Annotated in this window: 12 protein-coding genes and 1 tRNA gene; 6 read left to right on the plus strand and 7 right to left on the minus strand. The window is 53.8% G+C overall.

What is annotated here, in order from left to right:
- Nucleotides 1-51: 51 nt before the first annotated feature.
- The 3 genes from ABJG22_RS10460 (at nt 52) to putP (ending at nt 3,182) form a co-directional block, all read left to right on the plus strand.
- A complete protein-coding gene (locus ABJG22_RS10460) occupies nt 52-693 on the plus strand; it encodes a carbonic anhydrase (protein WP_348020168.1) in 642 nt (213 codons plus the stop codon).
- Nucleotides 694-899: 206 nt separating this feature from the next.
- Entirely contained in the window at nt 900-1,652 is a 753-nt protein-coding gene (locus ABJG22_RS10465; RefSeq protein WP_348020169.1) for an NYN domain-containing protein, read from the plus strand.
- Between the two features lie 60 nt (nt 1,653-1,712).
- The gene (gene putP / locus ABJG22_RS10470; protein ID WP_348020170.1) at nt 1,713-3,182 is read left to right on the plus strand and encodes a sodium/proline symporter PutP; all 1,470 of its coding nucleotides are present in this window, start codon (nt 1,713-1,715) and stop codon (nt 3,180-3,182) included.
- A 66-nt stretch (nt 3,183-3,248) separates the two neighbouring features.
- Here putP and ettA read toward each other — a convergent pair whose 3' ends face one another.
- Nucleotides 3,249-4,928 (minus strand): energy-dependent translational throttle protein EttA, encoded by a 1,680-nt coding sequence (ettA, locus tag ABJG22_RS10475; protein WP_348020171.1) that lies wholly within the window; start codon nt 4,926-4,928, stop codon nt 3,249-3,251.
- Between the two features lie 114 nt (nt 4,929-5,042).
- On the opposite strand from ettA, the gene ABJG22_RS10480 reads away from it, so the two are divergent.
- Both ABJG22_RS10480 and ABJG22_RS10485 read left to right on the plus strand, forming a co-directional pair.
- Nucleotides 5,043-6,428: a M28 family peptidase gene (locus tag ABJG22_RS10480; protein WP_348020172.1), complete on the plus strand. Its 1,386-nt coding sequence runs from the start codon at nt 5,043-5,045 to the stop codon at nt 6,426-6,428.
- Nucleotides 6,425-6,658, plus strand: a complete 234-nt coding sequence (locus ABJG22_RS10485; protein ID WP_348020173.1) for a hypothetical protein — start codon at nt 6,425-6,427, stop codon at nt 6,656-6,658. The genes ABJG22_RS10480 and ABJG22_RS10485 overlap by 4 nt, the downstream gene beginning before the upstream one ends.
- Before the next feature lie 9 nt (nt 6,659-6,667).
- On the opposite strand, the gene ABJG22_RS10490 is transcribed toward ABJG22_RS10485, so the two are convergent.
- The 5 genes from ABJG22_RS10490 to glpD all read right to left on the minus strand — a co-directional run bounded on the left by ABJG22_RS10490 (nt 6,668) and on the right by glpD (nt 11,373).
- Nucleotides 6,668-8,071, minus strand: coding sequence for a HAMP domain-containing sensor histidine kinase (locus ABJG22_RS10490; RefSeq protein WP_348020174.1), 1,404 nt, complete (start codon nt 8,069-8,071; stop codon nt 6,668-6,670).
- Nucleotides 8,068-8,787, minus strand: a complete 720-nt coding sequence (locus ABJG22_RS10495) for a response regulator (RefSeq protein WP_348020175.1) — start codon at nt 8,785-8,787, stop codon at nt 8,068-8,070. Before ABJG22_RS10495 ends, ABJG22_RS10490 begins: the two co-directional genes overlap by 4 nt.
- 104 nt (nt 8,788-8,891) lie before the next feature.
- Nucleotides 8,892-9,500, minus strand: coding sequence for a hypothetical protein (locus tag ABJG22_RS10500; protein ID WP_348020176.1), 609 nt, complete (start codon nt 9,498-9,500; stop codon nt 8,892-8,894).
- Nucleotides 9,501-9,737: 237 nt separating this feature from the next.
- Nucleotides 9,738-9,811 (minus strand) — tRNA-Gly (locus ABJG22_RS10505).
- 53 nt (nt 9,812-9,864) lie between these two features.
- Nucleotides 9,865-11,373, minus strand: coding sequence for a glycerol-3-phosphate dehydrogenase (gene glpD, locus ABJG22_RS10510; RefSeq protein ID WP_348020177.1), 1,509 nt, complete (start codon nt 11,371-11,373; stop codon nt 9,865-9,867).
- 104 nt (nt 11,374-11,477) lie between these two features.
- On the opposite strand from glpD, the gene ABJG22_RS10515 reads away from it, so the two are divergent.
- The gene (locus tag ABJG22_RS10515; RefSeq protein WP_348020178.1) at nt 11,478-12,950 is read left to right on the plus strand and encodes a glycerol kinase; all 1,473 of its coding nucleotides are present in this window, start codon (nt 11,478-11,480) and stop codon (nt 12,948-12,950) included.
- 77 nt (nt 12,951-13,027) lie between these two features.
- On the opposite strand, the gene ABJG22_RS10520 is transcribed toward ABJG22_RS10515, so the two are convergent.
- Nucleotides 13,028-13,888 (minus strand): cytochrome c1, encoded by an 861-nt coding sequence (locus tag ABJG22_RS10520; protein WP_348020179.1) that lies wholly within the window; start codon nt 13,886-13,888, stop codon nt 13,028-13,030.
- Nucleotides 13,889-13,890 lie beyond the last annotated feature (2 nt).

A 13,890-nucleotide genomic window follows, 5' to 3' on the forward strand; every position in this document is an offset into this window, starting at 1 on the left:
GGAAAGAAAACCAGTCTTGCCACCTTTTTAGTCGGTGATATGAACCATTTCATGACAAAATTTACAGACCTGCTCGATGGCTATCGCCGCTTCCGTTCCTCACATTGGAAAACGCAGCGCGAACGCTGGGATGAACTCAGAGACGGACAAAGTCCCAAGGTGATGATTATTGCCTGCAGCGACAGTCGCGTCGACCCGACCCAGATTTTCGACACCAATCCTGGCGAGACCTTCATTGTCCGTAATGTGGCGGCACTGGTACCACCTTTTGAGACCACCCCCGGCCAACATGGCGTTTCGGCAGCGTTAGAATTTGCGGTCCAGTTTTTGAAAGTCGAAGAAGTGGTGGTTATGGGGCACGGTAGCTGCGGCGGCTGCGCGGCGGCACTTTCCGAGCAAATGAAGGACATGCCGCACGGACAGGGCGGCTTCATTGCCGACTGGATCACGTTGCTCGACGGTGCCCGGACAAAGGTCGCACATGATCATGGAGACTTGAGCAGCAGCGCCGCCCAACTCGCAATGGAACAGGAAGGGATCCGGACCAGTCTGGCCAATTTGCGGACATTTCCCTGCATTCAGGAGAAAGAAGCCGATGGCTCTATTCGCCTGATTGGCGCCTGGTTCGCGATCGCTGACGGGAAATTGCACGTGCTGGATCAGGAAAGCGATCAATTCTCGGTTGTAGACTGAACCTGCCCTAGGAATGACATAAATTCAGAGACTTGATTCGATCTCTTGAGGATGTAACGAATCTTGTCCTACTGTTTCGTGTGACGTTACACTCGTGCTAAAGCTATCAAGGTCAAAAAACGGAGCACTGCTTAACCGTTCCGCCTCCGTGTAGGGCAGCGGCTTTTCCCCTTGAATGCCCTTCCCTCGCGGTCCATCAAAGCGCGATGAGAAAATATGATGACAATATCGCCCTGTTGATCGATTCCGACAATGCCAGCCACAATGGCATAGATCCGGTACTGACGGCGCTAGCAGAGCTCGGAACGGTCAATATCCGCCGCGCTTATGGCAATTGGCGCAAACAAGCACTCAAAGGCTGGGTCGAAATTCTCCATAAATATGGCATCGACCCGCAACAGCAGTTCGATATGACCAAAGGCAAGAATGCTACCGATATGAAGATGACCATCGATGCGATGGATTTGCTGTTCCGTGGCAATGTGACCGGCTTTGGCATCATGAGCAGCGATAGCGACTTCATGCCGCTAGCCATGCGCATTCGGCAGGAAGGCCTGCCCGTATACGGCTTTGGTAGCGCCAAGACGCCAGACGCCTTCAAACAGGCGTGTAGCCGCTTCATTGATGTCGATGCGTTGATCAAAGCGGATAAGCGCAATCGAAACGGCGGGACAAGTGACGTCAAGGCGTCAACCAAAGCGACTGACGGCGCAAATGAAGGCAATGGTAGGGTGGATGAGGAATTGCTCAACCTGCTGGTAGATGCCTATCTTGCGACCAAACGCGATGCCGAAGGCTATGCCAAATTGAGCGAAGTTGGCAAGATTGCGGGAAATAGGTCGAGTTTTGACGTACGGAACTATGGCTTTTCCCGATTGTCAGAAATGTTCGAGGAAGTTCCAAACTTTCAGACAAAACGTGCTGATAATGGACAGTTATTTGTAAAACGAATTCGGTAGAACCTTCCCCTGCAGCAACAGACAAGGTGACTCCCCGAACAAAACCGCTATGCATGTTAGATGCAAAGCGGAACACTGATCACACTCGCCCTATATTTCATCGGCATGCTCGCCATCGGATTTTACGCATGGCGCAAATCCACAGATAACAGCGAAGCCTATCTGCTCGGCGGACGACAGCTTAGTCCTGCTGTCGCGGCCTTATCTGCGGGTGCATCCGACATGTCGGGCTGGCTATTACTTGGTCTTCCCGGCGCGCTTTATGCGGCAGGGCTGATTGAAGTGTGGATTGGCATCGGGCTTTTCGCCGGGGCGCTGGTCAACTGGATCATCGTCGCGCCACGCCTCCGTGAACAGACGGAAAAGCTTGGCAACGCCCTCACCATCCCGCAATTTCTCGCCAATCGTTTCCCGGACAAGGCCCTCGCCCTGCGGGTGACGTCGGCGATCATCATCGTCCTGTTCTTCGCGGTCTATACCGCAGCCGGACTGGTCGGTGGCGGCAAGCTGTTCGAGACCAGCTTTGCGGGCCTGTTCGGTGATACGGGCATGAGCGACTATATGCTCGGGATTTGGATTACGGCAGGCGTCGTGCTGGCCTATACGATGATCGGCGGCTTTTTAGCCGTCAGCCTGACAGATTTTGTGCAAGGCTGCATCATGGTCGTGGCGCTGGTGCTTATGCCTATCGTGGTCCTCACCAGCGATAGTGGCGTCGACGCAATCTCGGCACAGCTTGGCACATTAGACCCGAATTTCCTTAGTCTAACGGCGGGATTGACCTTCATTGGCTTTCTATCGGCAGTCACATGGGGCCTGGGCTATTTTGGTCAACCGCATATCATCGTGCGCTTCATGGCCATTCGTTCGGTCGCAGACGTACCAAAGGCACGCAATATCGGCATGAGCTGGATGGGCGTCGCCCTGCTCGGCGCCATCGGCGTTGGCATCACCGGTCGCGCCTATGTCGAGATGAACGGACTAGCGCTCGAAGATCCCGAAACAATCTTCATCCTGCTGGCCAATACCTTGTTCCACCCGCTGATCACCGGATTTCTGCTTGCCGCCTTGCTGGCTGCGATCATGAGCACGATCAGCTCGCAATTGCTGGTCTCGTCCAGTTCGCTCACAGAGGATTTTTACCGCCTGTTCCTGCGTAAGAATGCCAGCGAGCGGGAAGCGGTCAATATCGGACGGCTATTCGTCGCACTGGTGGCCTTGGCCGCTATCTATATCGCCCGCGATCCCGACAGCAAGGTGCTGGGACTGGTGAGCAACGCCTGGGCCGGATTTGGCGCTGCGTTCGGGCCGTTGATCTTGTTGTCGCTGACCTGGAAGCGGATGACCGGTGCTGGCGCTGTTGCCGGATTGGTGACCGGCGCCGTGGTGGTGATTGGCTGGATATCGCTGGGCTGGAACAGCGCATTCATGGGCGGGCCCGGGGTTTACGAGATTATTCCAGGGTTTGTGGCTGCTATGATCGCTATTGTTGGGGTTAGTTTTGCCGGAAAGCCAACAACTGCCGCCTGATACTGACGTTCACTATTCAGAGAAATCGTTGGGGCCCCTTCTCCCTCTCGGGAGAAGGGCTCCACATCAACGCGTCAATTTCTTATAAGCCACCCGTGTCGGCCGATCCGCTGCATCGCCCAATCTCCGGCGCTTGTCTTCTTCATAGGCTTCAAAGTTTCCTTCAAACCATTCCACATGGCTGTCGCCTTCAAACGCCAGGATATGGGTCGCCAAGCGATCGAGGAAGAAACGGTCATGCGAGATGACCACGGCACAGCCGGCAAAGCTTTCCAGCGCGTCTTCAAGGGCACGAAGGGTCTCGACGTCGAGATCGTTGGTCGGCTCATCGAGCAGCAGAACGTTGCCGCCTTCTTTCAACATCTTGGCTAGATGAACGCGATTGCGTTCACCTCCGGATAGTTGACCGACTTTCTTCTGCTGGTCGACGCCCTTGAAGTTAAACGCGCCAACATAGGCGCGGGTCTGGACTTCATTCTTGCCAAAGGTGAAAAAATCATGGCCGTCGGAAATTTCTTCCCAGATGTTCTTCGCTGGATCGAGCGAGTCACGGCTTTGGTCGACATAGCCAAGCTGCACCGTGTCACCGAGTTCCAGCGTTCCGCTATCCGGTGTTTCCTGTCCGGTGATGATCCGGAACAAGGTCGTCTTACCCGCACCATTGGCACCGATAATGCCGACAATGCCGCCCGGTGGCAGCGAAAATTCCAAATCTTCAAACAGCAATTTATCGCCATAAGCCTTGGTGAGACCCCGCGCCTCAATCACCTTGGACCCAAGGCGTTCCGGGGTCTGGATCAAAATTTGGGCTTTGCCCATCTGTCGCGTTTCCTGCGCCGCCACCAGATCATCAAAGGATTTGATACGCGCTTTGGATTTGGTTTGCCGTGCTTTGGGGCTCTGCCGCATCCATTGCAGCTCGTTGTCGATGGCTTTCTGACGGCTTTTGTCTTCCCGCTCTTCCTGCGCCATCCGCTTGGATTTCGCTTCGAGCCAGTTGGAATAATTGCCTTCGAACGGGATGCCTCTGCCGCGGTCGATTTCCAACACCCAGTTCACGACATTGTCGAGGAAGTAGCGGTCATGGGTCACCAGAATGACATTGCCGGCATATTCAATCAAATGCTGCTCCAGCCAGGCGACGCTTTCAGCATCAAGATGGTTGGTAGGCTCGTCGAGCATCAAGATTTCCGGCTTGTCGAGCAAGAGGCGGCAGAGTGCCACACGGCGTTTCTCACCACCCGAAAGATCGATCACCGGACTATCGCCAGGAGGGCAGCGCAGCGCTTCCATTGCAATTTCCAGCTGGTTATCGAGGGTCCAGCCATCGACTGCGTCGATTTTTTCTTGCAGCACGCCCATTTCTTCCATCAACGCGTCAAAATCCGTATCTTCCGGTGGATCACCCATGAGGGTAGAAATTTCGTTGAAGCGTTCGACAAGGTCGGCAACTTCGCGGACGCCGTCCATGACATTTTCTTTGACCGTCTTGGTCTCGTCCAATTCCGGCTCCTGCGCGAGATAGCCGACCCGGATCCCCTCGCCTGCCCAGGCTTCACCCTGAAATTCTTCATCCTGACCGGACATGATTTTCATCAGCGTTGATTTACCGGCACCATTTTTACCAATGATGGCGATTTTTGTGCCCGGCAGGAATTGCAGGTGAATATTGTCGAGAACCGGTTTCGGGGCTCCTGGGAAGGTCTTGGTTAGACCTTTCATGACATAGCTATATTGGACGGCCATCTGGCGGATTTCCTTGCTTCAAATGTAGTAAGATTTGCGCTCCGCCTAGCGAAATGGTGACCGACTCGCAAGAGAGCATTGGCAAAGCCGATAAGGCGGGTTAGGCAAGGCGATATGAGAAACATATCCACCCTGCTCGCTGGCGTATCTGCGCTGTTTCTGTCCACTTCTGCTATGGCCGACAATCACGGAACGATGAGCTTGCAGGCCAAGGCGCTGCAAGATGATGTCGCTTATGACATTGTCGAAGGGCTGACGACCGAAGTCGGGCCGCGACAGGCCGGCACGGAAGCAGAGGCCCGGGCGCGGGATTGGGCTATCCAAAAGCTGAAAGCACTTGGCTTTCAAAATGTCCGGAACGAACCCTTCATGATGCCAACATGGGTGCGCGGAGCGGAAACGGCTGAAGTCGTATCGCCCTACCCCCAGAAAATGCACATTACCGCGCTTGGCAACAGCGCGAGCACCGGAGAAGCGGGGATTGAAGCCGAAGTGGTCTATTTTGACTCGCTCGCCGCAATGCGGGCCGTTCCCAATGGTAGCCTCACTGGCAAGATTGCTTTTGTAACCCACGATATGCACCCCACGCAGGATGGCTCCAGCTACGGTACTTACGGACCTGTCCGCTTCGTCGGCCCGAATATCGCGGCCCAGAAAGGCGCGGCGGCCTATGTGATAAAGTCCATCGGCACGGACAATCATCGCAACCCACACACCGGGAATACAGGGTTCCGCGATGGCGTGACGCCTATTCCTGCCGGCGCCTTGTCCATTCCTGACGCGGACAATCTGGAACGTATGGTCAAACTGGGAGAAAAAAACGGCACGCCTATCCGACTGAAAGTGATGATGACGCCGCAAAATATTGGCCAGCAGGAATCCGGCAATGTGATTGCTGAAGTCACTGGCAAAGACCCGTGCAAGGGTATGATATTGGTCGCTTGTCATCTCGACAGTTGGGATCTGGCCACTGGAGCCTTTGATGACGCAGCAGGCTGCGGGATCGTAGCGGCAGCAGCGAAAAATATCATGGATCACGGCAAACCGCTCCGCACGATAAGGATATTATGGGCTGGCGCTGAGGAAGTTGGGCTTTGGGGCGGCAAGGCTTATGCAGCGGCAAACAAAGACCAAAATCACGCGATTGCGATGGAATCCGACTTTGGAGCGGATCATATCTGGCGGGTAGAGTATAATTTCCCCGACGCCGCGAAGGATGTTCGGACGGAAATTTCACAGGCGTTGCTTCCACTGGGGATCAGCATAAATGGCCCCAAGGCTGGTGGTGGAGCGGATATCCGCGATATCATCGCGAGCAACAATCTAGCGATTATCGACCTGCAACAGGATGGCACGCGTTATTTCGATCTGCATCACACGCCAGACGATACGCTGGACAAAATCGATCCGGAACAATTGCGACAGAATGTCGCGGCATGGACCACGGTTCTCTCGATCATCGCCAATAGCGATGTCGACTTCACGATGCCGGCAAAATGATGAAAAACCGCGATCTCATCCTACCAACGGCGCTGCTTCTGGCGGCTTGTTCCGAAACCCCCATCGACGAGCAAGGCGCCGCAGCAATTGCCGAGCTGGAGCAGCAGATTCAGGAAGACGCTCAATCTCTGGAGGAAGCCGCCGCTGAAGCCGTCAGGACGCTGGAAGAGGAGATTGATGCCGAAATGGCGGAAGATGGGATCACTGCGCCGGAACGGCCCGAAAGCTAATCTATAAGGTCAGCCAATTGGCAGGCACAAGGTGGCGCGAAACCCGCCTTGTTCACGATTTGCCAGAATGATGTCACCGCCATGATCTTGCGCAATCGCCCGCGCCAATGTCAGGCCAAGCCCGGAACCGCCGGTGCTACGATTGCGTGATGCCTCGCCCCGCAAAAACGGATCGAACATGGACTTGATCTTATCCTCTGGGATTCCCGGGCCTTCGTCGTCAATATATATCATCAGCTTATCGTCCGACTTTTCCACAGAGATATCCGCAGCCTTGCCATAGAGAATGGCATTTTCGATAAGATTCCGGAGCGCTCGGCGGACAAGCGTATCCCGCACCAACGCGCTTTGTTTCTCTCCCCGCTGATAGTGGACGTCATGGCCAAGGTCAGTGAACTCATCAACGACGGTTTCGATCAATGAACGGATATCGACGGGATCCGCTTGCTCGTTGGACCGACCAAGCCGTGCCAGAGACAGGATATCCTCGAGCATTTCATTCATATCTTCGATACCCGCGATCATCCGTTCGCGCTCGACCTCGTCATCGACGCTTTCAACACGAACCCGCAGCGCGGCCAACGGCGTGCGCAGATCGTGCCCGATCGCTCCCAACATCACATCTTTTTCCGCGATCATAGTACTGACGCGCCCGCTCATGGCGTTAAACGCCCGGATCAGTTCCTTGGTATCGGGAGGCCCCTGCTCTTCCAGAGATATTGTCTCGCCCGGATCAAAGGACTGCGCTTTTGCGGTGAGTGATTTCAATGGCCGCGAGATATAGCGCCCTAGCAAGATCAAGGGGATTAGCATCAGAAGATAGATAGTGATCGTCTGGACCAATAATGTACGGATCAATAAGGGCGTGCGTCCGCGAACCGCAGATGCAACGCTGATCCACCCCCCATCAGCCTGTTGTGCCGATATGATGACAAACCCTTTGGTTTCCACCTGCGATTGGCGGCCACCCATTGATCGGTTAATCGGGTTGTCCCGCCGTTCGCCCCGACTGGAACCGATCATATGACCGCTCATGTCGGACGTCAGTTGCGGAACGAAGGCCGCACGAATATCGGAAAAGCCAATACCCATATTGGAAAAGGCCTGGCCAGCGCGAGCCTCAAGCTCCGGAAGCCGGTTCATGTCCGCTGTGACCGCCGTGTCGGAATCCATTTTGACTTGGCCCCAACGGCGAACGCGCATTGGTCCCCCGCGCCAAACAGGACGGCCGTTGGCCTGTCGATCCAGGCTATATGCTATGCGGGAAACGGCAGCGGTCGAAGCCTCCACGAGATTCTGCGTTTGCGCACCACGATACAGCAGAAAGCTGTTAATGCCCTGCGCTAGCAACAGCATCAACGCAACGATCAGCAAAAGCTGTCCGATGAGGCTTTTGGGCCATAGATATTTCAAAGCGACTGAACCTCTCCGGCAAGAACATATCCACCGCCCCATACTGTTTTAATAATTTCGGGATTTTTCGGATCGACTTCAATTTTCCGCCGCAAGCGGCTGATTTGATTATCAACAGCCCGGTCAAACGCATGGGCTTCCCGTCCTTGAGTAATATCAAGCAACTGATCTCGGTTGAGCACCTGCCCTGCCCGCGACGCCAAAGCCAACAGCATCTGATATTCACCGGTAGAGAGTGACACATTCACGCCCTCTGCATCGATCAAACTCCGTTTGTCGCATTTCAGCGTCCAGCCCGAGAATTGATACGCCCCTTCCGTCGTGCGGATTTGCTTGGCCCCGCTTTTTTCCGCGCGGCGCAGGACAACCTTGATCCGGGCTACCAGTTCTCGCGGACTGAACGGCTTTGTAATATAATCATCCGCACCCAGTTCCAGTCCGATAATCCGTTCGGTTTCTTCGGTCTTGGCGCTGATGAAGATGACGGGTGTATCTGTCTTATCGGTGACAAACCGGCACAGGCTTAGCCCATCTTCACCAGGCATCATGATATCGAGCAACAGCATATCGAAATCATAAGCATTGAGCAGAGATCTCGCGATACTCGCGTCACTGGCTTGCTGGACTTTATAGCCTTGTTTGATCAAATAATCCGCCAACGGCTCCCGCAAGGAAGCTTCGTCATCGACCAGCAATATGTGAATCTTGTTTGCCATGCGGTTGTCCTAACACAGGATACGTAAAAAGGAACGGACCGCCAGCCAATTTGGGGGAGAGGGAGATGGCTGACGATCCGTTCGCGTAAAGAGTGGTTCAGGGATTAACCGCCTCTTTTATTCCATTTGCCACGCTTGCCTTTGAAAGCGGCCTTACGCTCTTCTTTGGTGAGCTTGCCGTCATTATTGGCATCGGCTTTTTCAAAGCGGGTCAGGGCTGCAGCGGTGAATTCCGCCTTGCTGATCTTCTGATCACCGTTGGTATCCGCACCGCGCATCATCGCCATGCCGCGACCACCGCGATTCCCGCGCATGCCCTTGCCTTTATGACCACGTTTACCACGCAACGCCTTGGCTTCTTCCTGGCTCAACGTACCGTTGCCATCGACATCCGCTCTAGCGAAACGCTTAGATTTTCGCGCTTCACGAGCTGCTGTGATTTCCGCTTGCGAAAGCTCACCGTCGCCATTGGTATCAACTTTGGCAAAGCGTTTTGCATGTTTCGCCGTGCGATCTTCCTTGGAAAGGAAGCCATCACCGTTCACATCCATCTTGGTAAAGCGAGCGTCCAGCGATGTGCTGAGCTCGGCACGGCTTATGGCGCCATCACCATCAGTGTCAGCGCGCATACCGCGGTCGCCAGGAGCTGCGATAGCAATACCGCCAGCCATCAAAAGTGCAGTGGCACTCGAAATCAAAATTGTCTTTTTCATATCTTTTTCCTCTTGGTCCTATTCAGGGAGACGGTCTGTTCTTTCCGTCATGAATATTGTTCTAGTAGCGAGTTGTCGCTGAACTTTGTCAGAACGAGAGGAAATTGTCGCAAATTGTATCAATTGCTGGAATCGGTTCATACCAGCGACAGTTTGCCGCAAGTTTTTGCATGAAATTGCCTAGTAGACCGGGTCACCGGAAGGTCTGTAACAGCAATATTGGATATTTTGCTGGTTTGGAGCGGGTGAAGGGAATCGAACCCTCGTCGTAAGCTTGGAAGGCTTCTGCTCTACCATTGAGCTACACCCGCATATCCAGACTGACTGGATGGCCGCTATTGCCACCGCTTTTCCGGTGCGTCAATCAGGAAAGGCCGGGATTTACCTTTGTCTCTTCATCTCGATGCGCAAACCACTGTGTCACGGCCTGTTGTTCGGCTTCGGTCATATGTAATCCCAGCTTGGACCGACGCCAAAGGACATCCTTTGCCGTGCAAGCGAACTCGTGATCGATCAACCAGTTTAATTCAATCTCATATAGGCCAGAACCGAATTCCTGTCCCAAATCCGTGACAGTTTTGACGTCTTTCAACATATAAGCCGTATCGGTGCCATAAGCACGAACCAGTCGGTACAAGACTCCTTTATCGATATAATCCCATCGATTCGCATATTCCTCGACCAGCTCGTCAAAGCCATCAGGCGGGAAATCGCCGCCGGGAAGATGTGCCTCTTTGGTCCAATCATCACCGTCCACGTTTAGCGCGTCCGACAAAGTACGGATCGCTTGCAGAGCCAGCACACGATAGGTTGTGATCTTGCCACCGAATATCGACAAGACGGGCGCGCCATTCTCGTCGTCATAGTCGAACACAAAATCTCTGGTCACTGTGGCGGCCGTGCGACTGTGATCGTCAAACAGCGGGCGAACCCCGGAATAGGTCCACATAATATCGGCGCGCGTGACCGGAGACTCAAAATATTCACTGGCAGCATCACAGAGATAGTCTGTTTCGGTGTCACTGATCTTGGCAGGGCCTTCCGAATAGCTCCAAGGCTGGTCCGTGGTCCCGATAAGCGTATAATCGCCTTCATAGGGAATGGCGAAAATGATGCGGCCATCTCTATTCTGGAAAATATAGCTGTCATCGCCTTCATATTTTCGTTTCACAACGATGTGGCTGCCTTTGACCAAGCGCAGTTTCGCGGCCGTGTTGCTGCGGTCATACATGGCAGTGACCGGATCAACCCAGGGACCGGCGGCGTTCACCAACACCTTGGCCGTTTCGATCGTTTGTTCGCCATTCTGTTCTATTTTCAGGTTCCAGCAATCCGAACTACGCTCCAGTCCCGTACATTCCGCACGGGTCCGAATATCGGCTCCCCTCTCAGCCGCATCCCGGGCGGTCAGGGACACAAGACGGGCATCCTCAACCCAACAATCGGAATAAGCGAACCCCTTTTTAAGACGTTTTTGCAGTGGTCCGCCACGCCGGTCTTTATGGAGGTTAAGGCTTTTCGTCCCCGGTAATATGTCGCGACCACCCAAATGATCGTATAGAAACAAGCCCAACCGTAGAAACCACGCAGGCCGCATCCCCTCGTCTACTGGCAAAACAAAGCGCATCGGCCAAATGATATGGGGCGCCGCGCGTAGCAGAACTTCCCGCTCCTTTAACGCTTTGCGGACCAAATTAAATTCATAATGCTCCAGATAGCGCAAACCGCCATGAACCAGCTTGGTACTTGCTGACGATGTATGGGAGGCGAGATCATCACGTTCGACGAGCAGGACTTTCAGCCCCCTGCCCGCAGCATCACGCGCAATTCCAACGCCATTTATCCCGCCGCCAATGATAGCCAAATCGTACATGGCCGCACTCATAGAGAATCCAGAAATTTGTGCAATGTTGCATCGCAATATGACTTGCCTTTTATATAGCAGCTTATAGCGTGAACCTTGAAAAGGAGCGGAAGATGGCGGCACCAAATATATTGGTCATCGATGAAGGAACCACATCAACAAGAGCGATGCTCTTCGGTCTTGATGGAAAACTTCACGGATCCCAGCAGGAATCACTGCAACAACATTATCCCGCTCCCGGTCTGGTTGAGCATGATGCTGCAGAGATTTGGGAAAAGACGCTACATTGCTGCCAAAAAATGATCGAACAGGCAGGTGGCGCGGACAAGATCGCAGCCATTGGCATTACCAACCAGCGCGAGACAATTGTCGCTTGGGACAAACGGACAGGCGAGCCGCTTGCCCGTGCCATCGTTTGGCAAGATCGCCGCACCGCCGAAAAATGTGATGCGCTAAAGGCCGAGCGCCTCGAACCCATGGTTCAGGAAAAGACGGGACTGCTCCTCGATCCCTATTTCTCAGGCAGCAAAATCGGCTGGATGCTCGAAAACTGGCCAGAAATCAGCGCTGCAGGAGACAATCTCGCATTTGGCACAATCGAATCCTATCTCATCTATCGGCTCACCGGTGGGCAACATGTGACCGATGCCAGCAATGCCAGCAGAACCATGCTCATGGCGCTGGACGGAAACGAATGGGACGATGATCTTCTTGCGCTGTTCGCCATTCCGAAAAAAGCCCTGCCGAAGATTGTCGACTGCGCAGGAGAACTCGGGACCACAGCAGCAGATCTGTTTGGCGGTCCCATTCCTATTTGCGGCTCTGCGGGTGACCAACAAGCTGCGACGATCGGACAGGCTTGCCTTGAAGTGGGTCAGACCAAAGCGACATTTGGCACTGGTGCCTTCATTCTCACCAATAGCGGAGATAGTCCGCGCCGGTCGGACAATCGCTTGCTGTCGACCATTCTCTATCAGCATCAGGGCAAACGCACCTATGCACTAGAAGGCTCTGTTTTTGTGGCGGGAAGCCTGATGCAATGGCTACGCGATGATATCGGTCTTTTGAAATTTGCCGGCGAGAGCGAAGAACTGGCGCGATCCGTCGAGGACAATGGCGGCGTCTATCTGGTCCCTGCCCTATCCGGCCTTGGCGCACCTCATTGGCGTGCCGATGCTACAGCCACTTTTTCGGGTCTGAGCTTCTCATCGAAAAAAGCCCATATCGCTCGGGCAGCGCTAGAATCCATGGCCTATCAGTGCCACGATCTTAAGACCGCCTTTTCCGCCGATGGTGTTGATTGGCAAAGCCTAAGGATCGACGGCGGTATGGTCGCCAATGACTGGATGGTGCAGGACCTCGCCGATATATTGAATATCACGGTCGAACGGCCCGAGTTTTTCGAAACCACAGCGCTCGGGGCAGCAATGCTGGCGGCAGTGGGATGCGGAATATATCCGTCGCTAGAAGCGGCTTCTGCCATGATATCCGGATTGGACGGCTACAATCCCGAGATAGGCCCAGACATCAGAAACCAGCGATTGGTGGGCTGGAAACGGGCGATCAGCTCGGTTTTGGATAATTAAAGCCGACTTCAGCAACTATTCCAGACATAAAAAAGCCCGCTCGAGGCGGGCTTTTCTAAGGAATGACGCAAAGCAGATTATGCTTCAGCCTCTTTCTTTTTCTTCTCAGCTTTAATGTCAGCCCAGATAGTCTTGTAAGATAAATAGCCCAAGAAGGTAGCAATCAGCAGGAAGATAAGAACCGCCCAGCCAGTTTGATGCCGCTCTTCAAGCTTTGGTTCCGCAGTCCAGATCAGGAATGCCGAAACATCTTCCGCCATCTGTTCGATCGTGGCCGAGGTACCATCCGAATAGCTCACCTGATCAGCCGCAGCGATCGGTGGTGCCATTGCCAGGTTCAGGTTCGCGAAATAAGGATTATAGTGCAATCCCGGTCCCGGTTGATTGGCCGCTGGCAAGTCTGCTGGTGGATTTTGATACCCGGTCAGCAAAGAATAGATATAAGGTGCTCCGCCTTCACGTGCCTTGGTGATCAAGGACAAATCAGGTGGAATTGCGTTATTATTCGCAGCGCCTGCAGCTACATCATTCGCAAATGGTTTAGGAAATTTGTCCGATGGCAACGATGCACGTGTAGACATTTCGCCGGTTGCCGGATCAATATCCGGGGTCGGGATAGGCCAATTGGCCGCGATTGCCTTCACTTCTGCTTCATTATAGCCAATATCTTCCAGATTGCGGAACGCAACCAGACGAAGCGAGTGACAGGCTGCACAGACTTCCTTGTAAACCTGGAAACCGCGCTGCAGTTGCTGACGATCAAATTTACCCAGCGGGCCGTCTGATGTGAAGGAGATATCCTTCGCATGTTGGTGAAACGCATGCTCAGCGGTATCCGCTGGCCGGTTTGTGTAATATTCTTTCGCTCCCATTCCAAATGAGACCAAAAGCCAGCCTGAAAAGAACAGGCCAATCAAGATTCCAAAAATTCTTACCATTA

Origin of the sequence: Parasphingorhabdus sp. (assembly GCF_039939955.1) — a bacterium.
In the GTDB taxonomy this organism is placed as follows: Bacteria; Pseudomonadota; Alphaproteobacteria; order Sphingomonadales; family Sphingomonadaceae; genus Parasphingorhabdus.